At 68.5% G+C, this 24,236-nt stretch carries 25 protein-coding genes; 16 read left to right on the top strand and 9 right to left on the bottom strand.

Annotated features, from left to right (window positions below):
- Positions 1-29 precede the first annotated feature (29 nt).
- The 5 genes from ltaE (at position 30) to ACXJLH_RS20015 (ending at position 3,901) form a co-directional block, all read left to right on the top strand.
- The gene (ltaE, locus tag ACXJLH_RS20035; protein WP_457351269.1) at positions 30-1,079 is read left to right on the top strand and encodes a low-specificity L-threonine aldolase; all 1,050 of its coding nucleotides are present in this window, start codon (positions 30-32) and stop codon (positions 1,077-1,079) included.
- A gap of 3 nt (positions 1,080-1,082) precedes the next feature.
- Complete coding sequence (gene trpD / locus ACXJLH_RS20030; protein ID WP_457445859.1) at positions 1,083-2,129, top strand: anthranilate phosphoribosyltransferase; 1,047 nt, start codon at positions 1,083-1,085, stop codon at positions 2,127-2,129.
- Positions 2,126-2,920 (top strand): indole-3-glycerol phosphate synthase TrpC, encoded by a 795-nt coding sequence (gene trpC, locus ACXJLH_RS20025; RefSeq protein ID WP_457445858.1) that lies wholly within the window; start codon positions 2,126-2,128, stop codon positions 2,918-2,920. Before trpD ends, trpC begins: the two co-directional genes overlap by 4 nt.
- The gene (locus ACXJLH_RS20020; RefSeq protein WP_457445857.1) at positions 2,917-3,603 is read left to right on the top strand and encodes a uracil-DNA glycosylase; all 687 of its coding nucleotides are present in this window, start codon (positions 2,917-2,919) and stop codon (positions 3,601-3,603) included. The genes trpC and ACXJLH_RS20020 overlap by 4 nt, the downstream gene beginning before the upstream one ends.
- 139 nt (positions 3,604-3,742) lie before the next feature.
- Positions 3,743-3,901: a hypothetical protein gene (locus ACXJLH_RS20015; protein ID WP_157256194.1), complete on the top strand. Its 159-nt coding sequence runs from the start codon at positions 3,743-3,745 to the stop codon at positions 3,899-3,901.
- Between the two features lie 4 nt (positions 3,902-3,905).
- Here the strand turns inward: ACXJLH_RS20015 and ACXJLH_RS20010 are convergent, their stop codons facing one another.
- A complete protein-coding gene (locus ACXJLH_RS20010) occupies positions 3,906-4,841 on the bottom strand; it encodes a LysR family transcriptional regulator (protein WP_056191688.1) in 936 nt (311 codons plus the stop codon).
- A gap of 83 nt (positions 4,842-4,924) precedes the next feature.
- Between ACXJLH_RS20010 and ACXJLH_RS20005 the strand changes: the two genes are divergently transcribed.
- The 4 genes from ACXJLH_RS20005 to ACXJLH_RS19990 all read left to right on the top strand — a co-directional run bounded on the left by ACXJLH_RS20005 (position 4,925) and on the right by ACXJLH_RS19990 (position 11,655).
- The gene (locus tag ACXJLH_RS20005) at positions 4,925-5,710 is read left to right on the top strand and encodes an alpha/beta hydrolase fold domain-containing protein (RefSeq protein WP_457323529.1); all 786 of its coding nucleotides are present in this window, start codon (positions 4,925-4,927) and stop codon (positions 5,708-5,710) included.
- A gap of 34 nt (positions 5,711-5,744) precedes the next feature.
- Positions 5,745-6,962 carry an efflux RND transporter periplasmic adaptor subunit gene (locus tag ACXJLH_RS20000; protein ID WP_457445856.1) on the top strand — a complete coding sequence of 406 codons (1,218 nt, stop codon included), beginning with the start codon at positions 5,745-5,747 and terminating at the stop codon, positions 6,960-6,962.
- A gap of 80 nt (positions 6,963-7,042) precedes the next feature.
- On the top strand, positions 7,043-10,258 hold the full coding sequence (locus tag ACXJLH_RS19995) for an efflux RND transporter permease subunit (RefSeq protein ID WP_457445855.1): 3,216 nt from the start codon (positions 7,043-7,045) through the stop codon (positions 10,256-10,258).
- Between the two features lie 8 nt (positions 10,259-10,266).
- Complete coding sequence (locus ACXJLH_RS19990; RefSeq protein ID WP_457445854.1) at positions 10,267-11,655, top strand: efflux transporter outer membrane subunit; 1,389 nt, start codon at positions 10,267-10,269, stop codon at positions 11,653-11,655.
- Here the strand turns inward: ACXJLH_RS19990 and ACXJLH_RS19985 are convergent.
- The 3 genes from ACXJLH_RS19985 to ACXJLH_RS19975 all read right to left on the bottom strand — a co-directional run bounded on the left by ACXJLH_RS19985 (position 11,636) and on the right by ACXJLH_RS19975 (position 13,095).
- Positions 11,636-12,310, bottom strand: a complete 675-nt coding sequence (locus ACXJLH_RS19985; RefSeq protein ID WP_457445853.1) for a GNAT family N-acetyltransferase — start codon at positions 12,308-12,310, stop codon at positions 11,636-11,638. The two genes, ACXJLH_RS19990 and ACXJLH_RS19985, sit on opposite strands and share 20 nt — an antisense overlap.
- Positions 12,307-12,783 (bottom strand): MarR family winged helix-turn-helix transcriptional regulator, encoded by a 477-nt coding sequence (locus tag ACXJLH_RS19980; RefSeq protein ID WP_457445852.1) that lies wholly within the window; start codon positions 12,781-12,783, stop codon positions 12,307-12,309. The genes ACXJLH_RS19985 and ACXJLH_RS19980 overlap by 4 nt, the downstream gene beginning before the upstream one ends.
- A gap of 108 nt (positions 12,784-12,891) precedes the next feature.
- Entirely contained in the window at positions 12,892-13,095 is a 204-nt protein-coding gene (locus ACXJLH_RS19975; protein WP_056191678.1) for a hypothetical protein, read from the bottom strand.
- Positions 13,096-13,262: 167 nt separating this feature from the next.
- Between ACXJLH_RS19975 and ACXJLH_RS19970 the strand changes: the two genes are divergently transcribed.
- Entirely contained in the window at positions 13,263-13,832 is a 570-nt protein-coding gene (locus tag ACXJLH_RS19970) for a thymidine kinase (RefSeq protein WP_056191676.1), read from the top strand.
- 86 nt (positions 13,833-13,918) lie between these two features.
- Here ACXJLH_RS19970 and ACXJLH_RS19965 read toward each other — a convergent pair whose 3' ends face one another.
- The 3 genes from ACXJLH_RS19965 to ACXJLH_RS19955 all read right to left on the bottom strand — a co-directional run bounded on the left by ACXJLH_RS19965 (position 13,919) and on the right by ACXJLH_RS19955 (position 16,781).
- A complete protein-coding gene (locus tag ACXJLH_RS19965) occupies positions 13,919-14,155 on the bottom strand; it encodes a hypothetical protein (RefSeq protein WP_056266878.1) in 237 nt (78 codons plus the stop codon).
- 95 nt (positions 14,156-14,250) lie between these two features.
- A complete protein-coding gene (locus tag ACXJLH_RS19960) occupies positions 14,251-15,012 on the bottom strand; it encodes an enoyl-CoA hydratase/isomerase family protein (protein ID WP_457445851.1) in 762 nt (253 codons plus the stop codon).
- Complete coding sequence (locus ACXJLH_RS19955; protein ID WP_457445850.1) at positions 15,009-16,781, bottom strand: hypothetical protein; 1,773 nt, start codon at positions 16,779-16,781, stop codon at positions 15,009-15,011. Before ACXJLH_RS19955 ends, ACXJLH_RS19960 begins: the two co-directional genes overlap by 4 nt.
- Positions 16,782-16,843: 62 nt before the next feature.
- On the opposite strand from ACXJLH_RS19955, the gene ACXJLH_RS19950 reads away from it, so the two are divergent.
- Positions 16,844-18,496 carry an alkaline phosphatase family protein gene (locus tag ACXJLH_RS19950; protein WP_056191671.1) on the top strand — a complete coding sequence of 551 codons (1,653 nt, stop codon included), beginning with the start codon at positions 16,844-16,846 and terminating at the stop codon, positions 18,494-18,496.
- On the opposite strand, the gene ACXJLH_RS19945 is transcribed toward ACXJLH_RS19950, so the two are convergent.
- Positions 18,486-19,127 (bottom strand): hypothetical protein, encoded by a 642-nt coding sequence (locus tag ACXJLH_RS19945; RefSeq protein WP_457389754.1) that lies wholly within the window; start codon positions 19,125-19,127, stop codon positions 18,486-18,488. The genes ACXJLH_RS19950 and ACXJLH_RS19945 overlap by 11 nt on opposite strands.
- 33 nt (positions 19,128-19,160) lie before the next feature.
- Positions 19,161-19,955 (bottom strand): head GIN domain-containing protein, encoded by a 795-nt coding sequence (locus ACXJLH_RS19940; protein ID WP_457323752.1) that lies wholly within the window; start codon positions 19,953-19,955, stop codon positions 19,161-19,163.
- 127 nt (positions 19,956-20,082) lie between these two features.
- On the opposite strand from ACXJLH_RS19940, the gene ypfJ reads away from it, so the two are divergent.
- The 5 genes from ypfJ to ACXJLH_RS19915 all read left to right on the top strand — a co-directional run bounded on the left by ypfJ (position 20,083) and on the right by ACXJLH_RS19915 (position 24,234).
- Positions 20,083-20,961, top strand: coding sequence for a KPN_02809 family neutral zinc metallopeptidase (ypfJ, locus tag ACXJLH_RS19935; RefSeq protein WP_056191665.1), 879 nt, complete (start codon positions 20,083-20,085; stop codon positions 20,959-20,961).
- Between the two features lie 178 nt (positions 20,962-21,139).
- Positions 21,140-21,877: a hypothetical protein gene (locus ACXJLH_RS19930; RefSeq protein ID WP_457323751.1), complete on the top strand. Its 738-nt coding sequence runs from the start codon at positions 21,140-21,142 to the stop codon at positions 21,875-21,877.
- 70 nt (positions 21,878-21,947) lie between these two features.
- Positions 21,948-22,223: a hypothetical protein gene (locus tag ACXJLH_RS19925; RefSeq protein WP_457445849.1), complete on the top strand. Its 276-nt coding sequence runs from the start codon at positions 21,948-21,950 to the stop codon at positions 22,221-22,223.
- An 8-nt stretch (positions 22,224-22,231) separates the two neighbouring features.
- Positions 22,232-23,122: an HprK-related kinase A gene (locus ACXJLH_RS19920; protein ID WP_457445848.1), complete on the top strand. Its 891-nt coding sequence runs from the start codon at positions 22,232-22,234 to the stop codon at positions 23,120-23,122.
- A complete protein-coding gene (locus ACXJLH_RS19915; protein ID WP_457445847.1) occupies positions 23,119-24,234 on the top strand; it encodes a nucleotidyltransferase domain-containing protein in 1,116 nt (371 codons plus the stop codon). The genes ACXJLH_RS19920 and ACXJLH_RS19915 overlap by 4 nt, the downstream gene beginning before the upstream one ends.
- Positions 24,235-24,236: the final 2 nt, after the last annotated feature.

The raw sequence follows: 24,236 nt of genomic DNA, 5'->3' as shown, positions 1-24,236 counted from the left end.
GGACAGCGCGAAGCGCGAAGGGTGCACCAATGACCGACTACGCGCCCGGATCGGGCGCAGCCGCCACCGGCAAGGTCGTGGATCTGCGCAGCGACACAGTCACCAAGCCGACGCCCGCCATGCTCGCAGCGATCGCAGCGGCACAAGTTGGCGACGACGTCTTCGGCGACGACCCCACCGTCAACGCGCTGCAGGAGCGCGTCGCTGCCCTGCTCGGCAAGGAGGCCGCTCTCTTCATGCCAAGCGGCACGCAGAGCAACCTCTGTGCCCTGCTGGCCCATTGCGGCCGTGGCGACGAGTACATCGTCGGCCAGCTCGCCCACACCTACCGCTACGAAGGCGGCGGCGCGGCGGTGCTGGGCAGCATCCAGCCCCAGCCCCTGACCAACCAGCCCGACGGCACGATCAAGCTCGAAGACATCGCCGCCGCCATCAAGCCCGACGACCCGCACTTCGCACGCACGCGGCTGCTGGCGCTGGAGAACACCTGGAGCGGCAATGTGCTGTCCACCCAGTACACCAACGCCGCCTGCGAACTGGCTCATGCGCGTGGCCTGGCCACGCATCTCGACGGCGCCCGCCTCTTCAACGCGGCGGTTGCCTCGGGCCGCAGCGTGGCCGACCTGGCCCGCCCTTTCGACTCGGTCTCCCTCTGCTTCAGCAAGGGCCTGGGCGCGCCCATCGGCTCGATGCTGGTCGGCTCGCGCGAGCTGATCGGCCGCGCCCACCGTGTGCGCAAGATGGTGGGCGGCGGCCTGCGTCAGGTCGGCCTGCTGGCGGCCGCAGCCGACCATGCGCTGACCCATCACGTCGACCGCCTCGCCGACGACCACGCGCTGGCCAAGCGCCTGGCCGAGGGCCTGGCCGCGCTGCCGGGTGTCACGGTCACGCCACCGCAGACGAATATCGTCTTTGCCCAGATCAGCGACGGCCGCACACCGGCCCTGCTGGAGCACCTGAAGTCACGCGGCGTGCTGGCCACCGGCCTCATCGGTCTGCGCTTTGTGACCCATCTCGATGTCGACACCCCCGGCGTCGATCACGCCATTGCCGCCGCACGCGAGTTCCTGGAGCGCTGAGCCATGCCCATCACCGACACCGAAGCCCTGACCCGCGTCATCGAGCACCGCGAGATCTTTCACGACGAGATGCTGACGCTGATGCGCCGCATCATGGCCGGCGAGATGTCGCCCGTCATCTCGGCGGCGCTGCTGACCGGCCTGCGCGTGAAGAAGGAAACCATCGGCGAGATCACGGCCGCCGCGCAGGTCATGCGCGAGTTGTCCAACAAGGTGCCCTTGCATGAGATTGGGCCGCTGCCGCATCTCGTCGACGTCGTCGGCACCGGTGGCGATGGCGCACACAGCTTCAACATCTCCACCTGCTCGATGTTCGTCGCGGCGGCAGCGGGTGCGCAGGTGGCCAAGCATGGCAACCGCAGCGTCAGCAGCAAGACCGGCAGTGCCGACGTGCTGGAGGCTCTGGGCGCCAACATCCAGCTCTCGCCACGCGCCGTGGCCGCGTGCCTGGACGAGTGCGGCATCGGCTTCATGTTCGCGCCCAATCACCACCCGGCGATGAAGAACATCGCGCCAGTGCGCCGCGAGCTCGGCGTGCGCACCATCTTCAACATCCTGGGACCGCTGACCAACCCGGCCGGCGCGCCCAACATCCTGATGGGCGTCTTCCACCCCGACCTCGTCGGCATCCAGGTGCGGGTGCTGCAGCGCCTGGGCGCCGAGCACGCGCTCGTCGTCTACGGCAAGGACGGCATGGACGAGATCTCGCTGGGCGCGACGACGCTGGTGGGCGAGCTGAAGGACGGCGCCGTGCGCGAGTACGAGATCCATCCCGAGGACTTCGGCATGGCCATGGCCAGCAACCGCAGTCTCAAGGTCGAGAACCCGGAACAGTCGCGCGAGATGCTGGTCGGTGTGCTCGATGGCAACCCCGGCCCAGCGCGCGACATCGTGCTGTTGAACGCTGGCGCGACGCTATACGCCGCCAACGTGGCGCCGACGCTGGCAGACGGCATCGGCCGCGCCCGCGCGGCGCTGGACAGTGGCGCGGCGCGTGCCAAGCTGGATGCCTTCGTCAAGCAGACCCAGGGGCTGGGAGGAAAAGCGTGAGCAGCGATATCCTGAACCGCATCGTCGAGGTCAAGTGGGAAGAGATCGCGGCGGCCAAGCTCAAGCGCTCGCTGGCCTCACAGCGTGAGGAGGCAGAGGCCCGCAAGGGTGAGCGCCTGGGCTTCGAACGGTCGCTGCGCGCCACCATCGCGGCCGGCCGCGCGGCCGTCATTGCCGAGATCAAGAAGGCCAGCCCCAGCAAGGGCGTGCTTCGCGAGAACTTCAAGCCGGGGGAGATCGCCGAGAGCTATGCCCGCAACGGCGCGGCCTGCCTGAGTGTGCTGACTGACGAGCGCTTCTTCCAGGGCTCGGCCGCCTATCTGCGCGAAGCCCGCGCCGCCTGCGAGCTGCCGGTGCTGCGCAAGGACTTCATGGTGGACGAGTACCAGGTCATGGAAGCCGGTGCGATGGGCGCCGACTGCATCCTGCTGATCGCCGCCTGCCTGGCCGACTCGCAGATGGCCGACCTCGAGGCGGCGGCCCATGCCCTCGGGCTGGACGTTCTCGTTGAAGTCCATGACGGCGATGAGCTCGACCGCGCCCTCCAGCTGAAGACGCCACTGGTCGGCATCAACAACCGCAATCTGCGCACCTTCGACGTGACGCTGGACACGACGCTGGCCCTGCTCCCGCGCGTGCCGGCCGACAAGCTGCTGGTGACCGAATCCGGCATCCTCGGCGCGGCGGACGTGAAGCGCATGCGCGAGGCGAACGTCAACGCCTTCCTCGTCGGCGAGGCCTTCATGCGCGCGCCCGACCCGGGCCAGGCGCTGGCGACCCTGTTCGGATGAAGCTGCCTCTGCAACTCCCCGACACCGACTGGCGCCCCGTCGTCGAAGCTTGGGCCGCCTCGCCCGTTGGCCAGAAACTGGAAGCCTTCCTCGAAGAGCGCGTCGCCGCCGGCGCCACCATCTACCCGCCCGAGCCGCTGCGCGCACTGACGCTGACGCCGCTGACCAGCACCCGCGTCGTCATCCTGGGCCAGGACCCGTATCACGGCCCCGGCCAGGCCGAGGGTCTGAGCTTCAGCGTGCCGCCCGGCGTGCCGCTGCCGCCCAGCCTGCGCAATATCTTCAAGGAGATCCAGCGCGACCTCGGCAAGCCCTTCCCGCCCAACGGCAGCCTGGTGCGCTGGGCCGAGGGCGGCACGCTGCTGCTCAACGCCGTGCTGACGGTGGAGGACGGTCAGCCCGCCAGCCATGCCAACCGTGGCTGGGAGGTGCTGACCGACGCCCTCATCAAGGCCGCGGCTGAAGACCCGGCTCCCAAGGTCTTCATGCTGTGGGGTAGCTATGCCCAGGCCAAGGCGCCGCTGATCGAGGCGGCCCGCCAGGACCATCTGGTGCTGAAGGCCAATCACCCCTCGCCGCTGTCGGCGCTGAAGCCGCCGCGGCCCTTCATCGGTTGCGGACATTTCTCGACGGCCAAAACCTGGCTGGAGGAACGCGGGCGGGGTGCGCCGCGCAAGAGCTGACCGGTTTTCAAGCCGCGGATTGTTCCGCTGGCAGCAACTCGCCGTTCTCTCTGCCCCGCTTTTTCTCGCGGCGCGCAATTCCTACAGTGACAACCTATCGGCACACCCCGCTCGGCGGTGGCCGACCAGGAGAGTCACCATGAACAACACCCGATCCATTTCCACGCTGATCACCGCCGCGACGGCTGTCGCAGCGTTGGCGGCGGGCATGTTGCTGGCTATCAGCGCCCCAGCTCCGTCGGCCGAAGACTTCGGTCCGGCGGCCGTGGTCGCCAGCAGCGCGGCCGACGAGGCTTGAGCCCTCAGCTCGTCGTACAGCGCAACTTCAGCCCGCCCATCGCCTCGCGGCCGATCAGCTCGACGACCCAGTCGACGAACACCCGCAGCTTGCTGCTGAGATGGCGGTTGGGCGGGTAGACGACGTAGACCGGCACCGGGTCGGCGTCCCATTCCTCCAGCACCCGCACCAGTTCGCCGCTCTTGAGTAGCGGGCCGGCCATGAAGCAGGTCACCTGCACGACGCCCAGGTGGGCCAGGCCGGCATTCAGATAGGCATTCGCATCGTTCACCGCCAGGATGTGGTTGCCCGCCACCTCTATTTCTTCCTCGCCGCGGCGGAAGGTGTCTGGCATGACCTTGCCGCTGCGTGCCGAGAAATAACCCACCATGCGATGTGGCGCCTGCGTCAGCTCCAGCGGATGGGCCGGCGCGCCATGGCGGCGCAGGTATTCGGGCGTCGCGCAGGTGATGAAGCGGAATTCGCCGATGCGCCGCGCGACCAGGCTCTGGTCGGTCAACTCGCCACCACGGATCACGCAGTCGATGTTGTCGCTGATCAGGTCCACCGTGCGATCGCTGACGCCAAGCTCGATCTGGATGTCGGGGTACTTGGCGTAGAAATCCGGCAGGTGCGGAATGATCATCTCGCGCCCCACCACGCCGGGAACGTCGATGCGTATGCGGCCACGCGGCGTCACACGGGCCTGGTTCATGCTGCCTTCCAGCTCCTCCAGGTCGCCCAGCAGGCGCATGGCGCGCTCGTAGTAGGCCGCGCCATCCGGCGTCACTGTCACGCGCCGCGTGGTGCGGTTCAGCAGCTTGGTGCGCAGATGGCCTTCCAGCGTCTGGATCAGGCGCGTGACGGTGGCCTTGGGCAGGTCCAGGGAATCGGCCGCCTTGGTGAAGGTGCCGGCCTCGACCACCCGGACATAGGCTTGCATCGCGGAGAGTCGGTCCATGACTTCATTGTTCCACGGCAAGGAAAAGTGAGTCACTTTCAAGGCCGTTTATCCCTAGGCCGTTGATCACTATCTTTCGGTCCATGGACAAGATCGCCTCCCCTGCCACTTTGCGCCTCGGCCCTGCGCCTGGCCTCGTGGCCCAGGTCTACACGGCGCGCCGGCCGCTGGACGGCGACGGGCGCGCGCTGCTGCTGTGGCTGCACGGCGGCTGCTTCACGGACGGCTCACTCCAGGCCAGCCGGGCGCGCAGCGAGATGCTCGCCGACGCGGGCGCTGATGTCGTCTCGCTGGACTATCCGCTGGCGCCTGAGCACCCTTTCCCCAGCGGCCTGAGCGCCGCCTTCGAGGCCCTGCAGGCCCTCGCCGCCAAGCCGGCCAGGCTGACCGGCAGCCCGCACACCGCCCTGTTCGTTGCCGGCGAGGAAGCGGGCGGCAACCTCGCCGCGGCGCTCGCGCTGATGGCGCGCGACCAGCACGCACCCAAGCTCGCTGGCCAGTTGCTGATTGCGCCCATGCTGGACCCGCAACTCGGCAGCGCCTCCATGCGCGACGGCGAATGCGGCGGCTGTGAATGCCACTACGCCAAAGGCTGGCAGGCCTATCTGGGCGGCAGCACGCGCGCCGACCACCCCTATGCCGCGCCGCTGAACGCCAGCCGGCTGAGCGGCCTGGCGCCCGCGCTGATCCTCAGCGCCGCGGGCCACCCGCTGAGCGACGAGTCGCGCCGCTATGCCGTTGCACTGCGGGAGCAAGGCGGCACCGCCAAGGAGATGACGCTGCCCGCCATCGCGCCGGGCTATGCGCTGAATCCCATCCACGAATTCCTGCGTGAAGCGGCCCGCCGCGCGCTGTCCCTTCCCGCCTGATTCCTGCCTGATTGACCTTCGGAGAGAAATAGAAATGCAGTCCACCCCTCGTTTCAATCGTCGCGCCGGCCTGATCGCTGGCGCCGTCGCTCTCGTCGCCCTTGGCGCCGTGGGCTTCGCCCAGTTCGGCTCGGGCGCAGCCCAGGCCGACGCCGGCCCCACCACTCCGCCCGCCACACCGGTGTCCGTCGCCCAGGTTGTCAGCCAGGATGTATCGGCCTGGAACGAGTTCTCGGGCCGCCTGGAAGCCGTCGAGCGCGTCGATGTGCGGGCCCGTGTGTCGGGCGCCGTGCAGGCCGTGCATTTCCGCGAGGGCAGCCTCGTGAAGGCGGGCGACCTGCTCGTCACCATCGACCCCGCGCCCTACCAAGCCGAGGTGCAGCGCCTGGAAGCACAGGTGGCCGCCGCCCAGGCCCGCGTCACGTACACGCTCAGCGAGGCCCAACGCGCCAAGTCCCTGCTGGAGGAGCGCGCCGTGGCGCGCCGCGAGTTCGACGAGAAGGACAACGCCGCCCGTGAAGGTGCGGCCAACCTGCGCGCCGCTCAGGCCGCGCTGCAATCGGCGCAGCTGTCCTTGAGCTACACCCAGGTGCGTGCACCGGTGGCGGGCCGCGTTGGCAGGATCGAAGTGACGCAGGGCAACCTCGTCGCCGCGGGTGCCGGTGCGCCGGTGCTGACGACGCTGGTGTCGGTCAGCCCGATCTACGCCAGCTTCGACGCCGACGAAAAGGTGGTGCGCGAGGCGCTCGCCTCGCTGCCCGGCGGCGGCGCCGAGCGCAAAGGCATGGAGCGCATTCCCGTGGAGATGCTGGCAGGCAGTGACAAGAGCCAGACAGGCCGCCTGCAACTCGTCGACAACCAGGTGGATGCCAGGAGCGGCACGCTGCGCGTGCGCGCCGTCTTCGACAACAAGGACGGCGGCCTGATCCCTGGCCAGTTTGCCAAGCTGCGCATGGGCCAGGCGAAGAACGAGGCGGCCCTGCTCGTCAATGAGCGCGCCGTCGGAACCGACCAGGACAAGCGTTATGTCATCGTCGTCGGCCAGGGCAACCAGGCCGAATGGCGCGGTGTGACGCTGGGCGCCAACGTCAACGGCCTGCGTGTCGTGACCAGCGGCCTCAAGGGCGGCGAGCGCATCGTCGTCGGCGGCGTGCAGCGCGTGAGGCCGGGGTCGGTGCTCGCGCCCAAGGACGTCGCCATGGACGCCAAACCCGAACTGGCGGCGCAGCAAGCCGCTGCAAAAACCTCCTGATCTAGCCCTCATCCCACCGCGAGCCCCTGGTTGCGGGCCGGTTCAGCCGGCCTGCGGGGGGCGTGCTGTCTGGAGCCAACATGAATCTCTCTAAATTCTTCATCGACCGCCCCATCTTTGCGGGCGTGCTGTCGCTGCTGATCTTCATCGGCGGCCTGCTGTCGATCCGCGCGCTGCCGATCTCGGAATACCCCGACGTCGTGCCGCCCTCGGTCGTCGTGCGCGCCCAATACCCCGGCGCCAACCCCAAGGTCATCGCCGAGACGGTGGCCACGCCGCTCGAGGAAGCCATCAACGGCATCGAGGACATGCTCTACATGAGCAGCCAGGCGACGACTGACGGCCTGATGACGCTGACCGTCAGCTTCAAGCTCGGCACCGACCCCGACAAGGCCCAGCAGCTGGTGCAGAACCGCGTCAGCCAGGCCGAGGCGCGCCTGCCCGAGGAGGTCAAGCGCCTGGGCGTGACGACGGTCAAGAGCAGCCCCGACCTGACCATGGTCGTGCACCTGACCTCGCCCAACGAGCGCTACGACATGACCTACCTGCGCAACTACGCGCTGCTCAACGTCAAGGACCGCCTCGCGCGCATCCCCGGCGTGGGCCAGGTGCTGATGTTCGGCTCGGGCGACTACGCGATGCGCGTCTGGCTGGACCCGCAGAAGGTCGCCGAGCATGGCCTGTCGGCCAGTGACGTGGTGACCGCCATCCGCGGCCAGAACGTGCAGGCCGCCGCCGGCGTCGTTGGCGCTTCACCGGGCCTGCAAGGCATCGACCTGCAGTTGTCCGTCAACGCGCAGGGCCGGCTGCAGACCGCTGAGGAATTCGGCGACATCATCGTCAAGAGTGGCGCCAATGGGGCCGTGACGCGGCTGCGCGACCTCGGCCGCGTCGAGCTCGGCGCCAGCGAATACGCGCTGCGCTCGCTGCTGGACAACAAGTCCGCCGTCGCCGTGCCCATCTTCCAGGCTCCGGGCGGCAATGCGCTGGACATCTCGGCCAATGTGCGCGCCGCGATGGAAGACCTGAAGACGGCCATGCCCGAAGGCGTGGAATACACCATCGTCTACGACCCGACGCAGTTCGTGCGCGCGTCCATCGAGTCCGTCATCCACACGCTGCTGGAAGCAGTGGCCCTGGTGGTGCTCGTCGTCATCCTGTTCCTGCAGACCTGGCGCGCCTCCATCATCCCGCTGCTGGCCGTGCCGGTGTCCATCATCGGCACCTTCGCCGTCATGCACGGCTTCGGCTTCTCGATCAACGCGCTGAGCCTGTTCGGCCTGGTGCTGGCCATCGGCATCGTCGTCGACGACGCCATCGTGGTGGTCGAGAACGTCGAGCGCAATATCGCCTCGGGCCTGTCGCCGCGCGACGCCACCTACCGCGCCATGCGCGAGGTGTCGGGTCCCATCATCGCCATCGCGCTGACGCTGATCTCGGTCTTCGTGCCGCTGGCCTTCATCAGCGGCCTGACCGGCCAGTTCTACAAGCAGTTCGCGCTGACCATCGCCATCTCGACGGTGATCTCGGCGATCAACTCGCTGACGCTGTCGCCGGCCCTGGCCGCCCTGCTGCTGAAGAGCCACGACGCCCCCAAGGACGCGCTGACCCGTGGCATGGACGCCGTGCTGGGCCGTTTCTTCGGCGGCTTCAACCGGCTGTTCTCGAGCGGCTCCGCCAAGTACGGCAGTGGCGTGAAGACGCTGATGTCGCGCAAGGCCTTCATGATGGTCGTCTACCTGGTGCTGGTCGCCGCCACCGCCGGCCTGTTCAAGGCCGTGCCCGGTGGCTTCGTGCCGGGCCAGGACAAGCAGTACCTGATCGGCTTCGCCCAGCTGCCCGACGGCGCGACGCTGGACCGCACCGAGGACGTCATCCGCCGCATGACCGACATCACGCTGAAGACGCCGGGTGTGGAGCACGCGGTGGCCTTCCCCGGCCTGTCGATCAACGGCTTCACCAACAGCTCCAGCTCGGGCATCGTGTTTGCAACGCTCAAGCCCTTTGACGAGCGCAAGAGCAAGGACCTGTCCGCGGGCGCCATCGCCGGCAAGCTGAACGCGCAATACGGCGCCATCGAGGATGCTTTCATCGTCATGTTCCCGCCGCCGCCCGTGCAGGGCCTGGGCACGACGGGTGGTTTCAAGCTGCAGCTGCAGGATCGCGGCGGCCTCGGCTACGAGGCCATGGACCAGGCACTGAAGGGCTTCATGGCCAAGGCCTACAAGACGCCTGAACTGGCCGGCCTGTTCTCGAGCTACCAGGTCAATGTGCCGCAGCTGTTCGCCGACCTCGACCGCACCAAGGCGCGCCAGCTTGGCGTGGCCGTGACGGACGTGTTCGACACCATGCAGATCTACCTCGGCAGCCTGTATGTGAACGACTTCAACAAGTTCGGCCGCACCTATTCGGTCCGCGTGCAGGCGGACGCCGCCTACCGCGCCCGTGCCGAGGACATCGGCGCGCTGAAGGTGCGCTCCAACACCGGCGAGATGGTGCCGCTGGCCGCGCTGATGAAGGTCACGCCCAGTTTCGGGCCGGAGCGCGCGCTGCGCTACAACGGCTTCCTGTCCGCCGACATCAATGGCGGCGCCGCACCCGGCTTCTCGTCGGGCCAGGCCCAGGCCGCGGTGGAACGCATCGCCGCCGAGACCCTGCCCCCGGGCATCGGTTACGAGTGGACCGACCTGACCTACCAGGAAAAGATTGCCGGCAACTCGGGTGCGTGGGTCTTCCCTCTCGCCATCCTGCTGGTCTTCCTGGTGCTGGCCGCGCAGTACGAAAGCCTGACGCTGCCCATCGCCATCCTGCTCATCGTGCCCATGGGCCTGCTGGCGGCGATGACGGGCGTGTATCTCAGCCATGGCGACAACAACGTGTTCACGCAGATCGGCCTCATCGTGCTGGTGGGCCTGAGTGCGAAGAACGCCATCCTGATCGTCGAGTTCGCCCGTGAGCTGGAGTTCGCCGGCAGAACGCCGATGCAGGCCGCGCTGGAGGCGGCGCGGCTCAGACTGCGTCCCATCCTGATGACGTCAATGGCCTTCGTCATGGGCGTGCTGCCCCTGGTGCTGTCCACCGGCGCCGGCGCCGAGATGCGCCAGGCCATGGGCATCGCGGTGTTCGCCGGAATGATCGGCGTGACGCTGTTCGGCCTGTTCCTGACGCCGCTGTTCTACGTCATCGTGCGCCGCGTCACCGGCAATGCACCGCTGCGCCACCACGGTGGCCAGATCGCCGCTCCTGCCGCACCCACGCAGCCCGTCATCGACGCCCTGCCGCAACGAGGAAAGTGATCAACATCATGAAATTGAACCTGACCCCACTTTTTGCAGCGCTGCTGCTGGCCGGCTGCGCGTCGGTCGGCACGGTCGACCCGTCCCAGCTGCCGCAGGCGCCCGCCGCCTACAAGGCCCAGGTTGCGAACGACGCACCTGCGCTGACCGCCAGCTGGTGGCAGCCCTTTGCCGACCCGGTGCTGGACGACCTCGTCGGCCGTGCGATGGCGGCCAACACCAGCGTGCAAGCCGCGGCCAACCGCCTGGCGCAGGCGCGTGCGGCACTGGGCAGCACCGAGGCGGCGCGTCTGCCGCAGCTCGGCGTCGCCGCCGGTGCCGGCCGCGCTGCCGACCCCGGCGCGCGAGGCGTCACGCAATACAACGCCGGCCTGAACCTGGCCTATGAACTGGACCTGGGCGGCCGCCTGCTGCACGAACGCAATGCCAGCGCGCTGGACGTGCTCGCCCGCGAACAGCTGCTGGCCGATGCCCGCCTGCTGGTGCAGGCCAATGTCGCCCGCGGCTACCTGGCGCTGCGTGCGCTGGATGCCGAGCGCGAGATCGTCAGGGGCACCGTTGCGGCCTATGGCGAGACGCTGTCGCTGACCGAGAAGCGCGCCCGCGCTGGCGACGTCGCCGACCTGGACCTGGCTCGCGTGCGCGCCGAGCTGGCCGCCAACGAGGCCGAGGCGCTGGCCCTGGACCGCCGCCGCCTGGAGCTAGAAACGGCGTTGGCCGTGCTGCTGGGCGAGCCGGCCTCCAACTTCCGACTCGCGCCCACCGCGTGGGCCACTGCCCTGCCCACCGTACCCGCCGGCTTGCCGAGCGAGCTGCTGCAACGACGCCCCGACCTCGCCGCCGCACGCAGCCAACTGCAGGCCGCGCAGGCCCGCGTCGGCGTCGCCCAGGCCACCTGGTGGCCCAGCCTGTCACTGACGGCCCAGGGCGGTGGCGTGTCGAGTGAGTTGTCCAACCTGCTGAAGAGCGGCGCCAGCACCTGGGGCGTGGGCCTGCTGGCCGCGCTGCCCATCTTTGACGGCGGCCGCCGCGAGGCGGGTGTCAACGCGGCCAAGACCCAGCTCGATGGCTCGGCGATTGCCTTCCGCGAGCAGTTCCTGCTGGCGCTGAAGGACGTTGAAGACCAGCTCGGTGCTTTGACGCTGCTGCAGCAGCAGGGCGAGGCCAATGCGCGTGCGGTCAGCGCGGCCGGCCAGGCGCTGAAGCTGTCGGACACGCGCTACCGCAACGGCCTGGTCAGCCAGCTGGAACTGCTGGACGCGCGCCGCAGTGAGCTCGCCAACAAGCGGGCCGCGCTGCAGGTGCGCTCGGCTCAGTACCAGGCCACGGTCGGGCTGATCCGGGCCCTGGGTGGCGGCTGGAGCGAGACGGCCCCGGTCAAGCTGGCTGGCGCTTGAGCACAGCGATGTTCACGGTGGCACGCGTGACGAAGCCCAGGCTTTCGTAGAGCGCAATCGCGGCGGTGTTGCTCGTCCAGGCGTGCAAGAAAGCCTGCTCGCCGCGACGCTGGATGTCGGCCGTCACCGCGGCCGACAGCCGGCGCGCCAGGCCCCGACCGCGGAAGTCGGGGTGGGTACAGACACCGCTGACCTCGACATGGCCGGCAAAGCGCATGCGCTCGCCGGCCATGGCCGCCAGCCGGCCGTCGATGCGGATGCCGATGAAGCGGCCCATGGTGTGGGTTCGCGGCAGAAAGGGCCCGGGCTCGGTCAACGTGGCCAGGGCCAGCATCTCGGCGGCATCGGCATCGCCGAGGACTTGCAAGTCTCCGTCTGCCGCCAAAGGTTGCGTCGCCACCATCTGCACGCCCAGCGCTTCCTTCACTGCGATCAAGCCCGGCGGCACGACGATGGGTGGCACCTGGGCCAGGAAGACGGCGTCATCGCCCGGCTGCACGAGGGCGGCGAGCGCGGCCAGGCTGGCGGCGCTTTCGTCGGGTGTCGCAGCAAAGCGGTTGATGTCGGCCTTGAAGCGTCGCGCCTTCTCGTCACCCGTGCCCCAATGCGGCTGGTGCTGCAGGCTGGCCCAGACCGGTCGGTCGAGTTCGTTCATGCCGGCCCTCGCTGCATCAGCGGCGCTTCGATCAGCGCGTCTTCCAGCGCCGCAAGCTGGGCCAGCAGGTCGCCTTCCAGCCCCGCGCAGGCCTGCGCGACGGCCGCTTCGATGGCCGGCCAGGCCTCACGCTGCGACCGCTCGACGAGACCCTGCCCCTTTCTGCTCAGCGCGATGCGGCGTACCCGCCGGTCCTGTTCCGACGCCTCCGAGCCGATGAGGCCTTCGTCTTCCAGCCCGCGCAGCGAACGCGTGATGACGGGCTGGCTGACACCCACGGCCTGGCTCAGCTCGCCGACGCTCAGCGGCCCCAGCCGGTCCAGCGCCGCCAGCAGCGGAAACCATGCGGCCGGCTGCTCAAAGCCATGCGCCACCAGCACGGCCTGGGTCTGCGCCTGCAGCGTCTCGCCGATGCGCTTGAGGCGAGTGCCCAGGCTCAGGTGGCCCAGTTCCTTGACGACATCCTCGACCATGACGAGCTCCGCTCAACCGATATGCATATCATGCTATGCAACCGGTCCAGCGCCGTCAATGGCGGGCGTCATAGGGTGCGGCAAGCGCACCCAGCCGACAGAGGCCCCTTAGGGCTCGGCCTTGCAGTTGGGCTTGCAGACTACCTCGTTGCGGCCAAGCAGTCGGATGGACTGCAGGCTGGCCGGCGCACGATGCTTGCCGCATTTGAAGCAGGAGCGGGTGTGGCCGCTTCCAAGGAAAGGCGAACCGCCGATTTTCGACTGGTAGCGCAAGCCATCCTGGCGGACCGCGGTGACGGTGTCTTTGCTCATTCTTCAGACAGGTCGGGACGAAACGTGAATTGACGCACGGCGAAGATGACAACGCCATCTCGCAAGCCCGCGGTTGCCGCCAGCAAAGGCCGAAATCGCGGGCTTTCCCTACCCCGATCTGCGGGGTAAGCGAGCGAGGACAATGCCGCTCCGCTCCAGAAGACGACATGGCCAAGCTTTTTTTCCGCTACGCCGCGATGAATGCCGGCAAATCCACCGCCTTGCTGCAGGTGGCACACAACTACGAGGAACGCGGCCATCGGGTGCGCATCTTCACGGCTCGCCTGGACGACCGCTATGGCCACGGCTTCGTCACGTCGCGCCTCGGCCCGAAGCGTGAGGCCGAGCAATTCGACGAGACCACCGATTTCCTGGCCCTGGTCGGCCAGAACGAAGACGGGCCGGGCATCGCCTGCCTGCTGGTCGACGAGGCGCAGTTCCTGTCCAAGCACCAGGTGCAGCAACTGCACGAATTGGCGCATCTGCGCAATCTGCCGGCCATCTGCTACGGCCTGCGCACGGATTTCCAGGGCGAACTCTTCCCCGGTTCCGCCACCTTGCTGGCGCTGGCCGATGAGATGGACGAAATGAAGACCATCTGCGACTGCGGCCGCAAGGCGACGATGAACATGCGGGTGGACGCCAACAACCGCAAGGTCACCGAAGGCGCCCAGGTCGAGATCGGCGGCAATGCGCGCTATCGATCCGTCTGCGGCCGCTGCTTCCGCCAAGGCTGAATGCAAAAAAGCGCCGCCACGGCGGTCGAGGCCGTGGCGGCGCTGGGTCGTTCATGGCCCTCACGCGAGGTGAGGGGCTGACAGCCCTATTTGGCTGCTATTTGCGCATCGAGTTCCTTGCAAGAAGGCGAGCAGACGGGCTGCGACTTGCCCAACAGCTTCTTGGACTTGAGCATGGCTCGGGGGCGGTGCTTGCCGCAAAGGAAGCAAGACATCGTTGCTGCGCCGAAAGACGAGGTTGCCGCGAAGGGCGAACCGGGAGCTTTGGAGCGGTAGCGCAGACCATCCGCTTCGATGGTGGTCTTGGTGGTTTCTTTGGCCACGCTGGTCCTGTCGAAGAGTGTGTAAAGAGGGGCGCCAGGCAGGCGCGCAGGCCCCGTATTTTCCACGATGTGGCGAAAGCCCCGGCCTAGGGCTTTCAACCCCCCTTGAATCGCGCTGGTCTTTTGCCCGCCCAGGCCGCCTGACCCTCGGCAAGATCGGCCGAATCGCGCGCCTTGACGATGTCGGCCGCCAGCTGTTTCGCGTCGAGCCGCCCAGCGGCGATCGCGTTCAGGTGCTGCTTCATCGGCAGCAGGGCCAGGGGCGCCATCCCCTGCAGTTCGTCGGCCAGAGCCTGCAGCGCGGCGTCCAGCGTTGCGACGTCGGGCAGCAACTGGTCCAGATAGCCGCAGCCAAGAAGGGCGGCGGCGTCCAGCGTGCGCCCGGCCAGCAGCACCTGCTTGGCGGTGGCGAGACCCAGTCGGTCGACGAAGCGCTGCAGGCCACCGGCATAGAAATGCAGCCCGATGCGCGCCGCCGGCACGAACATCTCGACGGCCGGCACGCCGAGGCGGAAGTCGCAGGCCAGGGCCAGATCGGCGGCGCCGCCATAGACACCGCCATGCAGGCGCGCAATCGTGATGGGCCGCGCGGCCTCCAGTGCATCGGCCAGTTCCCCGAAGCGCGCGCCCGCATCGACGGCGCCCAGGGCGCCGAGGTCGAAGCCACTACAGAAATGCCTGCCTTCGCCGGCCAGGACCAACACACGCACGGCATCGTTCGCATGCACCACCTCGATGAAGCCGCCGAGGGTGTCGAGGTCGTCCACAGCCAGACGATTGGCCTGGCGCGGCCGGCGCAGCGTGATGCGCGCCACGCCATCGGCCACCTCCAGCAACGGCGCCTGGCCGCTTGTCATGGCTTGCGCCTGGCGACGCGGCCCTCGGACTGGTAGCCGGCGTTCAAGCGCGCCAGGTTGGCGCGGCGCTCCGCTTCCACGAACTCGCGCAGCACCTGCGCGTGAGTCGGCCGCAGGCCCGTGTCCTGACGCAGCACGAGTTCCGCCACCAGCCCCCAGTCCGCCTCCAGCTCGGCCGGCCACAACGCCGCCTCGGCAGGCAGTTCCTCCAGCAAGGACGCCAAGGCATCGACTCTCGTCGCCGCGCCGACGAGAGTGACCATCTCAGGCCAGCGCGCCAGCAGTGCCGGCTGCTTGTCCTGGGGCGGCCACAGGGCGCAGAGCCACTGCGTTGCATGGTTTTCCACGTGCAGGCCATGCGCCGTCTGCGACACCTCGGTACTGGCATCGGCCACGTGCTGCGTCAACGCCGTCCAGGCCTGCGGCTGCCACTCAGCAACCAGCCGCGGGTCGGGTTCGCTGCGCGAGGCAAGGGCCTGCATGTCCAGCACCGGTGCCTCGACGGCCGTGGGCAGGGGCACCACCTTGGGCAGCTCGATGTCGTCGAGGACCTGCTGCGGGTCCGGCTCGGGCGGTGGCGGCGGGGCCCGGAAGTCCAGCACCGGCGCTTCGACGACGGCAGGGGGCGGTGCGCGGAAATCCAGTACCGGCGTTTCGACGGTGGCCGGCGGCGTGTCGAGCGACCCGGCGTCTTCCGCGACGGCGGGCGTGGACAGCGGCGGCGCGGGTGGCGGTTCAGGCATTTGCGCGACTGCGGGCTGCAGCGGCTCGTCGGGCAGCTCGACGGGTTCGATGAGCGGTTCGGGCTCGGGCTCGACCGTCGGCGGCTCCGGGTCCAACACTGCCGCTTCGACCGCAGCAGGTGGCGGAATTTCGAGCGGCTCAGCGTCCTCCACAAGGGCAGGCGCTGTTGGCAGCGGCGCGCTCAACGACTCAGGCGCCTGCGCGGCAGCGGGCTGCGGCGGCTCGTCGATCGACTCGGCGATGTCGATGAACGGCGTTGGCTCCGGCGCGAACACTTCGGGCGCTTCAACGTCTGCCATCAGCGCGGCGGCGCCCACGTCCGACGAGGGCGCTGCGAACGCTTCGCCGCCATGCATGACCGCAGTTGCGGGTGGCGGCTCCGCCAACGCTTCATCGTCCTCAACGATCTGAGGCGGCTCGAACCGGAGATCAAGCCATGCCGCTTCGGCGGCGAAAAGCGGCGGCGCTCCAGGCGAGTCGACAGCGTCGGGCTCGGCGGGCGCCGAGGCCATTTCCTCGAGGACCTGTGCTTCGGCTTCGAAGAGGGGCCATGGCCCCTCGACCGGCGGCGCAGGCGGCACCTCGCTCACAGGCGGCGGCACGAACTCGGCCTCGGCAAGCGGTGGCGCGGGCGAGACTTCCCGAACCAGGAGCTCGACGGCGATGCGCGGCGGCGGCGCCTCGGGCAACTCGATGTCCTCAACGTCCAGCATCTCGTAGCCACGCGCCTTCAGTCGCGCCTTCTTGGCCTCGTCGGGCCCGCTGCGGCCCGCGCGCACCAGGGACCTGAGTTCCAGGTCCAAGGGCGCCGGAGCGGGCGGGCGCCAGCCGTCCAGCAGATGCGTGGGGTCGAAGTTGACGGTTTCAGCCCTGACGAGAGGAAGCAGCGGCTCACTGCCCTGCCCATTGCCGTCGCCCCGCAGCAACGCGCCGAGCGCCAGATCCTGCAGCGGCACGGGCACAGGCGCGGGCGGACGCCAGCCGTCCAGCGCATGGGTGGGGTCGAAGGTGTCCGGTTCGGCCATGGCGTTTACAAGCCAGACATTGTGACGACGTAAGCTTGCGGACCCACTGTCACGAAAACGTCATGTTGCACACTCGCCGTCGCCTGCTGAGCCTGGCCTTCGCCGCTGCCCTGTCCGCCTGCGCAACGACGGCGCCGCCGGCCGTGGCGCCGCAAAAAAACCCCAAGCTCCTCGTCCTGGTCGTCATCGACGGCCTGCCGATGCGCCAGGTGACGGGCTACCGGGACCAGCTGGCACCTGACGGCTTCGCCCGCTTCCTCGACCATGGGCGCTGGTTTTCGCAGGCCCACTACGGCCATGGCCACACGGTGACGGCAGCCGGCCACTCGGTGATGCTTTCCGGCGCCTATCCACAGCGCAGCGGCATCATCAGCAACGAATGGCGCGACCCCGCCACCGGCGCCCAGGTCTACAACACCGGCGACGTGGCTTACCAGTACATCGACAGCCCGACCGCGCCGCTGGCCGGCACCAGCCCGCGCAACCTCAAGGTCGAGACCCTGGGCGACGTGCTGCGCACGGGTTCGCCGGCGTCCAAGGTCATCGGCATCTCGGGCAAGGATCGCGGCGCCATCCTGCCGGCCGGCCACAAGGGCACGGCGTATATGTACATGACGGAGACGGGCCGTTTCGCCTCCAGCACCTATTACATGCAGGCCCATCCGCAATGGGTGAAGGATTTCAACGCCACCAACCCGGCCGACGCCTTCTTCAAGAAGACCTGGGCTCCCCTTCTCCCGGAGGCGGCCTACGCCCGCTCCGTGCCTGACGGCCAGTCCTGGCAGATCGCCAGCGGCAACGGCAACAAGCTGCCGGCCGTCATCGGCGACAAGATGGACGGCCCCGGCCCGCGCTTCTACGGCGGCCTGCTGGCCTCGCCCTTCGGCGACGAGCTAACGCTGGCCTTCGCGCGCGCCGCCATCACGAACGAGAAGCTCGGCCAGCGCGGTGTGCAGGACATCCTGTCCGTCAGCCTGTCCAGCCACGACTACATCAACCATGCCTTCGGCCCCGAGTCGCGGCTGTCGCACGACCACACCCTGCACCTGGACCGCCATCTGCAGGCCTTCTTCCAGTTCCTCGACAAGGAAGTCGGTGCCGGCAACTATGTACTCGCGCTGACGGCGGACCACGGCTTCACCGATACGCCGGAATGGGCGGCCACCCAGGGCCGCGATGCCGGCCGCTTCAACAGCTCGCCGTCACTGGCGGTCGTCAATACCGCCCTGTCGGCACGCTTTGGCGTCGACAGGCTGGCGCGCGACTTTTCCGCTTCCGGTCTGTTGCTGGACGAGAAGCTGGCCGCCGACAAGGGCCTGAAGTTCGCTGACGTCCAGGCTGCCGCCCGCGAGGAACTGCTGAAGCTGCCCGGCGTGGCCACCGTCTTCACCCGCGAGCAGCTGCTGGGTGACGACCGCACCACCCCCTACCTGGAAGCCATGCGCAAGTCCTTCGATCCGACGCGCGCCGCGCAGTTGCAGATCGTGCTGAAGCGCAACTGGATCTTCAGCTACCGGCCTGGTGGCAGCACCCACGGCAGCCCTTACGACTACGACACCCATGTGCCCCTGCTGTTCTGGGGTCCGGGCTATGTCGGCCAGGGCGAGGTGAAAGAACGCGTCGAAATTGCCGATCTGGCGCCCACGCTGGCCGCCATCGCCGGCTTGCCCGCGCCGGCCCAGGCTCAAGGCCGGGACCTGAAGCTCAAGCCCTGACGATCAGTGCCGCTGCCGATTCGCCCCAGATGGCCTCGGTGAGCGTCAATGCCCCGAGGCGCTCGCCCAGCGCCGCGGCCTGGGCTGGCCCAGTGGACGGCAGCATGACGAGCAGCCGCCCGTCGTCCAGGCGCATGCAGCCATCCTCGCCACGGGTGCGCGCCAGCAGCTCGGCCGGATCGGCCTCGGCTGCCAACGTCGCCACGGACAAGGGCCAGGCGCGCGGGTCGGCCAGCAGAGCCTGCAGCAGTTCGCGGCCGGCCTGAGCCGACAGCAACTGGCCCGTCAAAGGCCGCGGCCCCGCCAGCGCGCTGATGTCCACGCCGGTCAGCGCCAGGCCGCCGTCTGGCATGCGCTGCTCCACCCACCAAAGGCGCCGGCCGTCGCGCCAGGCCTGTTCATAGCCTCGCTGCGCCATGCGGCTGCGGCGCTCCGGCACGTCGACCGGGCCGACGCCGGCCCGCTGGGCGGCCTCGACCATCTCGAGCCAGCCCGGCGATGCATCGGCAGCCAGCCCCCAGGCCTGTCGATAGGCCGCATTGGCTTGCCGCAGGCATTCGCCCGCATCAAACAGGGCCAGCAGCAGCGGGCCATCGGCCAGCGTCTGCCACCAGAGGTCGTTGGGGTTCACGGCCCCATTCTGAGGGGCCTGGGCCGTCGCGCTCTAGCGGCGGCTGATCTCGCCCGAGCCGCTGACGCTTTGGCGCAACTGCGGCCGTCCGGCGTAGCTCAGGTCGCCGGAACCGCTCAGTTGGACGTCCAGCTGTTCCGTCACCCCGACAGACACGTCGCCCGAACCGTTGATGTTGACTCGGGCTGCGCGGCCGGCAAGGGAACGCGCGTCAACATCGCCCGAACCGCTGACCGTCCAGCTCTGCTGGTCCGCCCGACCGGCCAGGCGCACATCGCCCGAGCCGCTGATGCTGACGCTCAGGTCCTTCAGCTCGACGGCACCGAAATGCACATCCCCCGAGCCGATGACGTTCAGGCTGAGGCTGTCGGCCTTGAAGCGCTCCACGGCCAGGTCGCCCGAGCCATTGATGGCGATGGACTGCAGGGCCCGGGCGTCGACGCGCACCGTCGGCGCGGAACGCGTCGTGAAGCCGGCGTCGCGTTTCATGCGCACCACCAGGGCATCGCCCTCGACAACGGTCTCCACCAGCGGCTCGATGTTGTCGTCGGCAACCACCGTGGCCTGGTCGCTGCCCGCCTGGGTCAGCTTGACGTCGAAGGGGCCGTCGATGCGCAGCTTGCTGAAGCTGCCGAGGGCGCGCGCCTTCTCGACCTTGACGCCCGAGCCCTTGATGCGGTTCTTGCCGCTGCCGTAGTCGATGGGACCGCTGAAGTGGGCCGTCCAGCCGTCGGATTCCTTCTTGATGCGCAGATGCCAGTCGTTGTCGCCGGCAAAGCTGCTGGTGGCAAGGGCGGCGGCAAGGGTCAGCAGGGCGAGGCGTTTCATGGGGGCTCCTGGTTCGGCGATGCGGCGGCAGTGTGTCCAGCCGGCCGGTGCGACGCCCGCGAGAGGCGACGGACTGCGTTTTGGCGGTCATGGGCCGTAGGATTGCCCGATCAGCAGGAGAGACAGCATGAAGTTGGATGGCCAGCGTGAGAGCGACAACGTCGAAGATGTCCGTGGCAGCAGCAGCGGGGGTGGCGGCCTGCCCATCGGCGGGCGCGGCCTGAGCCTGGGCGGTGTCGTCATCGCCCTGCTGGCATCCTGGGCCTTCGGCATCAACCCGCTGACGGTGCTCGGGCTGCTCGACGGCGGGGGCGGCGCTGCGCCGCAGGTCCAGCCGGGCGCGCCGGCCGAGCAACACCCCAAGGATCCGGGTGCGGTATTCGTCAGCAAGGTACTGGCGGATACCGAAGACGTCTGGGGCGCCTACTTCCAACGCGCAGGCCAGCAATACCCCGCTCCCAAGCTTGTCATCTTCCGCGACCGCTGGCCCACCGGCTGCGGCACCGGCGAGGCCGCCATGGGCCCGTTCTACTGCCCCGCCGACCGCAAGGTCTACATCGACCTGGGCTTCTACGACACCTTGCGACAGCGCCTGGGCGCGCCGGGCGACTTCGCCCAGGCCTATGTCATCGCCCACGAGGTCGGCCACCACCTGCAGAACCTGATGGGCACGACCGAAAAGCTGGATCGCGCCCGCGGCCGCGTCTCCGAGCGCGAGGCGAACGCCATGAGCGTCAAGCTGGAGCTGCAGGCGGACTGCTTTGCCGGTGTCTGGGCGAATCTGTCGCAGCGCAGCAAAGGCTGGCTGGAGCAAGGCGACATCGAGGAGGCGCTGAACGCCGCCTCCCAGATCGGCGACGACACCCTGCAAAAGCGCTCCCGGGGCGCCGTCGTGCCCGAAAGCTTCACCCACGGCAGCAGCGCGCAGCGTGTTCGCTGGTTCAAGCGCGGCCTGGAAGCGGGCGATCTGAAGACATGTGACACGTTTTCGTCAGCCGCCCTCTAAGTCCCTGATTCAGGCCCACCCAATCAAGGGGGCGCCAGATGACCCCCAAAAGGCTTTGTGTGAAACACTGCCATCCAAACCGCCGAGCCCCCTATTAGCATCGGCCCGCTCTGACGCCCAGAGCGAGTTGTGCCCTAGTCTGGTGCAACCCAAAAACGGATCCACGAGGCACACTGTCATGAGCGAACGCCAAATCAACGACCCGCAGTCGACGCCCAAGGTGCCGGCCTCCGTCGACGCGTCCGCCGGCCGGCCGACCTCGACCCGGATGAACGCGTCTCGCCGGCGCTTTGCCCAAGCGGGCGCGGCCACGCCGGTCGTGCTGGGCAGCCTGTTGAGCAAACCGGCGCTGGCGAGCCAGGCCTACAACTGCACCGTGTCGGGCCAGATGTCCGGCAATGCGTCGCCGCGGCCTGGCAAGGCGGACTGCAAGCTCCTCGGCAAGTCGCCCGGCTACTGGAAGAACGCAAGCACCTGGCCGGCCGGCACGCTGAAGGGCACTCTGCCCACGGCGAGTTGCAGCTTCGGCGGCAACAAGGGCACCGTCTTCGGAGGCTTCATCAGCGGTGGCCAGACACTGATGGACGCCTTCCGCTACAAGGCTGAGTCCTCGGCCTGCAATGTTTATGGCTACCGCGATTCGGCGTTCGGGTTGTGCACGAGCAAGGCCACCCTGCTGCAGGTGCTGAATTCGCCCGGCGGCCAGAACGACACGATGATCTACGCGCTGGGCCGCGCCACCGTGGCGACCATCCTGAATGCACTGAACGTCGGTACCGACTACCCGATCACGGTCGCCCAAGCCATCAAGATGTTCAATGCCGTCTGCCCGCTGGGCGGCAAATACCAGGTCAATACGACGGTCTCCTGGGACGCCAACCAGGTCATGGCTTACTTCCAGAGCCTGTACTCCTGAGCGGCCGGCACCGTCGGTGTGACACTTCGGGCGTCCGTAGCGACGCCCGAAGTCTTTCTGCAGCCACTCCGTGACCACCACCGATCCAGTGTCAACGCCTCGATGGGCGCTCACTTACGGGGCCGATCTGTCGATCAGGGTCTGGGGTGACGATTGCCTCGTGCATCACGCGCTGTCCAACGACACCCATCGCCTCGCCGCCTGGCTGGTACCCGCCCTGCGACGCCTCGCCGAGCAGCCGCCGGCAGGGTTCGATGAACTGGCTGCGCTGATGGATGCCGATTCGGAAATGACCGCCGATGTGCTGCAACAGCTCGAACAGCTGTTGTTGGTCCAGCGATGCTGACGCTGGGCATGCTGGCCCCGGCGGAACTTGGCCAACGGCTGCACGACGGCCTGACGCTCAGGACTGGCCCCTTCGCCTACCGCATCCACAGCAGCTGCCCGCCCGTGGCGGCGGGCCTGGCGGCGTTGTACGCGGATTTCGAGCTGGAACCCGAGGGCGGCATCGCCGACTTCCACGTGCATGTGCAGCCTGTCACCGGGCTGCGGCGCTGGCTTGGCGCCCAGGTGGAATTCCGGCTGGATCAGCACAGCCCCTTTCTGCCGCTGCCTGCCAACCACGCCTTCGCTCTGCTGGAATGGGGCATGAACTGGTGCCTGGCCAGCCAGGCGAATCACTACCTGCTCTTCCACGCGGCGGTACTCGAGAAAGACGGCCAATGCCTCGTCATGCCGGGCGACCCCGGTGCCGGCAAAAGCACGCTGACGGCCGCGCTGATGCTGTCGGGCTGGCGGCTGCTCTCTGACGAGATGGCCATGATCGACCGCGATGACGGGCAGGTCGCACCGCTGGCCCGTCCGGTCAGCCTGAAGAACCAGTCGATCGCCATCATCCGCCGCTTCTCCCCGCAGGCCGTCTTGGGTGAGGCGGCCCGCGACACGCACAAGGGCACGGTCTCCCATTTGCGCGCGTCGGCCGCCAGCGTGACCGGCCAGCAACAGCAGGCGCGGCCTACGCAGCTGATCTTTCCGCGCTGGCACGCCGGCGCGCCGACGCAGCTGGCGCCGGTGCCCAAGGCCCAGGCCTTCGAACGGCTGGCCGGTCATGCGTTCAACTACAGCATGCTGGGCCGGGCGGGTTTCGAGCTGACGGCGGCGTTGATCGATTCGTGCGGGTGCTGGGATTTCTGCTACTCCGACCTGGCGGAAGGGCTGGCCACGCTTGACGGGCTGAAGTCATGACGCCGGCATGGGAACCGCTGCTGCGCTCCTTGCGCGAGCCGGCGTTCATGGCTTCCCATGGCGAAGCGACCTGGGACCTGCTGCTGCGCCAGGCCGTGTCGGCCGGCTTGCTGGCCCGGCTGGGTGCGCTGGCCCGTGAGGCGGGCGTCGAGCGCTCACTGCCCTTGCCCGTGCGCCGCCAGATGCGCGCGCTGCTGGGCGTTTCCCAGGAACAGCGGCGCGCCGTGCGCTGGGAGCTGGTGCTGCTGTCCCGCGATCTGGCAAGCCTCCCCGGCCCCGTGATGCTGCTCAAGGGCGCGGCCTATGTCGCCGGCGATCTGCCGCCAGCCCCGGGCCGGCTGTTCTCGGACATCGACATCCTGGTGCCGCGTGAGCAGCTCGACGAGGCGGAGGCGGCGCTGATGCTCGGTGGCTGGGCCAGTGCTGCGGGGACAGCCTACGATGAACGCTACTACCGACGATGGATGCACGAGCTACCGCCGATGGTGCACCTACGCCGCCAGACCAACCTGGACCTGCACCACAACATCCTGCCATTGACGGCGCGCATCAAAACCCACAGCGCACCGCTTCTGGCGGCCGCCCAGCCGGTCACGGAATTCCCGCGTTTCAGCCTGCCGTCGGCGCCGGACCAGATCCTGCACAGCGCGACGCATCTGATGCACGAGGGCGAATGGGGGCACGGCCTGCGCGACCTCAGTGATCTCGACAGCCTGTTGCGCCGCCATGCTGCCGAGCCTGGCTTCTGGAACACCTTGCTGGCGCGCGCCGCAACCCTGTCGCTGGGCCGGCCGCTGTTCTATGCCCTTTGCCTGTGCCGGCGCCATCTGCACACACCCGTCCCCGAGGATGTGCTGGAGCGCTGCCCTGCCCGGCCCGGCCCTCTGTTGCGCTGGCTGATGCAGGGCTTGCTGAGGCGGGCCCTGACCAGCGCCCACCGCGGCTCGATGGCGCCGGGCACGCGCGTTGCCGAGTTTGCGCTCTTCGTTCGCAGCCATTACCTTCGCATGCCACTGCATCTGCTCGTGCCTCATCTCGTCGTGAAAGCGGTCAGCCGGCCGCCTGCGAGCCCGTCCCGGCGCGACGACATCGATCCGCTGGAGCAGCGTTGAGG

The organism is Roseateles sp. P5_E4 (assembly GCF_054049255.1).
Note: the sequence above shows the minus strand (reverse complement) of the source record. Positions and strands in the feature narration are given on the sequence as shown.

Bases quoted from the DNA above. Each gene is read 5' to 3' on its own strand.
- ltaE (WP_457351269.1), top strand. From the start codon at position 30: ATGACCGACTACGCGCCCGGATCGGGCGCAGCCGCCACCGGCAAGGTC.
- trpD (WP_457445859.1), top strand. From the start codon at position 1,083: ATGCCCATCACCGACACCGAAGCCCTGACCCGCGTCATCGAGCACCGC.
- ACXJLH_RS20020 (WP_457445857.1), top strand. From the start codon at position 2,917: ATGAAGCTGCCTCTGCAACTCCCCGACACCGACTGGCGCCCCGTCGTC.
- ACXJLH_RS20015 (WP_157256194.1), top strand. From the start codon at position 3,743: ATGAACAACACCCGATCCATTTCCACGCTGATCACCGCCGCGACGGCT.
- ACXJLH_RS20010 (WP_056191688.1), bottom strand. From the start codon at position 4,841: ATGGACCGACTCTCCGCGATGCAAGCCTATGTCCGGGTGGTCGAGGCC.
- ACXJLH_RS20005 (WP_457323529.1), top strand. From the start codon at position 4,925: ATGGACAAGATCGCCTCCCCTGCCACTTTGCGCCTCGGCCCTGCGCCT.
- ACXJLH_RS20000 (WP_457445856.1), top strand. From the start codon at position 5,745: ATGCAGTCCACCCCTCGTTTCAATCGTCGCGCCGGCCTGATCGCTGGC.
- ACXJLH_RS19995 (WP_457445855.1), top strand. From the start codon at position 7,043: ATGAATCTCTCTAAATTCTTCATCGACCGCCCCATCTTTGCGGGCGTG.
- ACXJLH_RS19990 (WP_457445854.1), top strand. From the start codon at position 10,267: ATGAAATTGAACCTGACCCCACTTTTTGCAGCGCTGCTGCTGGCCGGC.
- ACXJLH_RS19985 (WP_457445853.1), bottom strand. From the start codon at position 12,310: ATGAACGAACTCGACCGACCGGTCTGGGCCAGCCTGCAGCACCAGCCG.
- ACXJLH_RS19980 (WP_457445852.1), bottom strand. From the start codon at position 12,783: ATGGTCGAGGATGTCGTCAAGGAACTGGGCCACCTGAGCCTGGGCACT.
- ACXJLH_RS19975 (WP_056191678.1), bottom strand. From the start codon at position 13,095: ATGAGCAAAGACACCGTCACCGCGGTCCGCCAGGATGGCTTGCGCTAC.
- ACXJLH_RS19970 (WP_056191676.1), top strand. From the start codon at position 13,263: ATGGCCAAGCTTTTTTTCCGCTACGCCGCGATGAATGCCGGCAAATCC.
- ACXJLH_RS19960 (WP_457445851.1), bottom strand. From the start codon at position 15,012: ATGACAAGCGGCCAGGCGCCGTTGCTGGAGGTGGCCGATGGCGTGGCG.
- ACXJLH_RS19955 (WP_457445850.1), bottom strand. From the start codon at position 16,781: ATGGCCGAACCGGACACCTTCGACCCCACCCATGCGCTGGACGGCTGG.
- ACXJLH_RS19950 (WP_056191671.1), top strand. From the start codon at position 16,844: ATGTTGCACACTCGCCGTCGCCTGCTGAGCCTGGCCTTCGCCGCTGCC.
- ACXJLH_RS19940 (WP_457323752.1), bottom strand. From the start codon at position 19,955: ATGAAACGCCTCGCCCTGCTGACCCTTGCCGCCGCCCTTGCCACCAGC.
- ypfJ (WP_056191665.1), top strand. From the start codon at position 20,083: ATGAAGTTGGATGGCCAGCGTGAGAGCGACAACGTCGAAGATGTCCGT.
- ACXJLH_RS19930 (WP_457323751.1), top strand. From the start codon at position 21,140: ATGAGCGAACGCCAAATCAACGACCCGCAGTCGACGCCCAAGGTGCCG.
- ACXJLH_RS19920 (WP_457445848.1), top strand. From the start codon at position 22,232: ATGCTGGCCCCGGCGGAACTTGGCCAACGGCTGCACGACGGCCTGACG.
- ACXJLH_RS19915 (WP_457445847.1), top strand. From the start codon at position 23,119: ATGACGCCGGCATGGGAACCGCTGCTGCGCTCCTTGCGCGAGCCGGCG.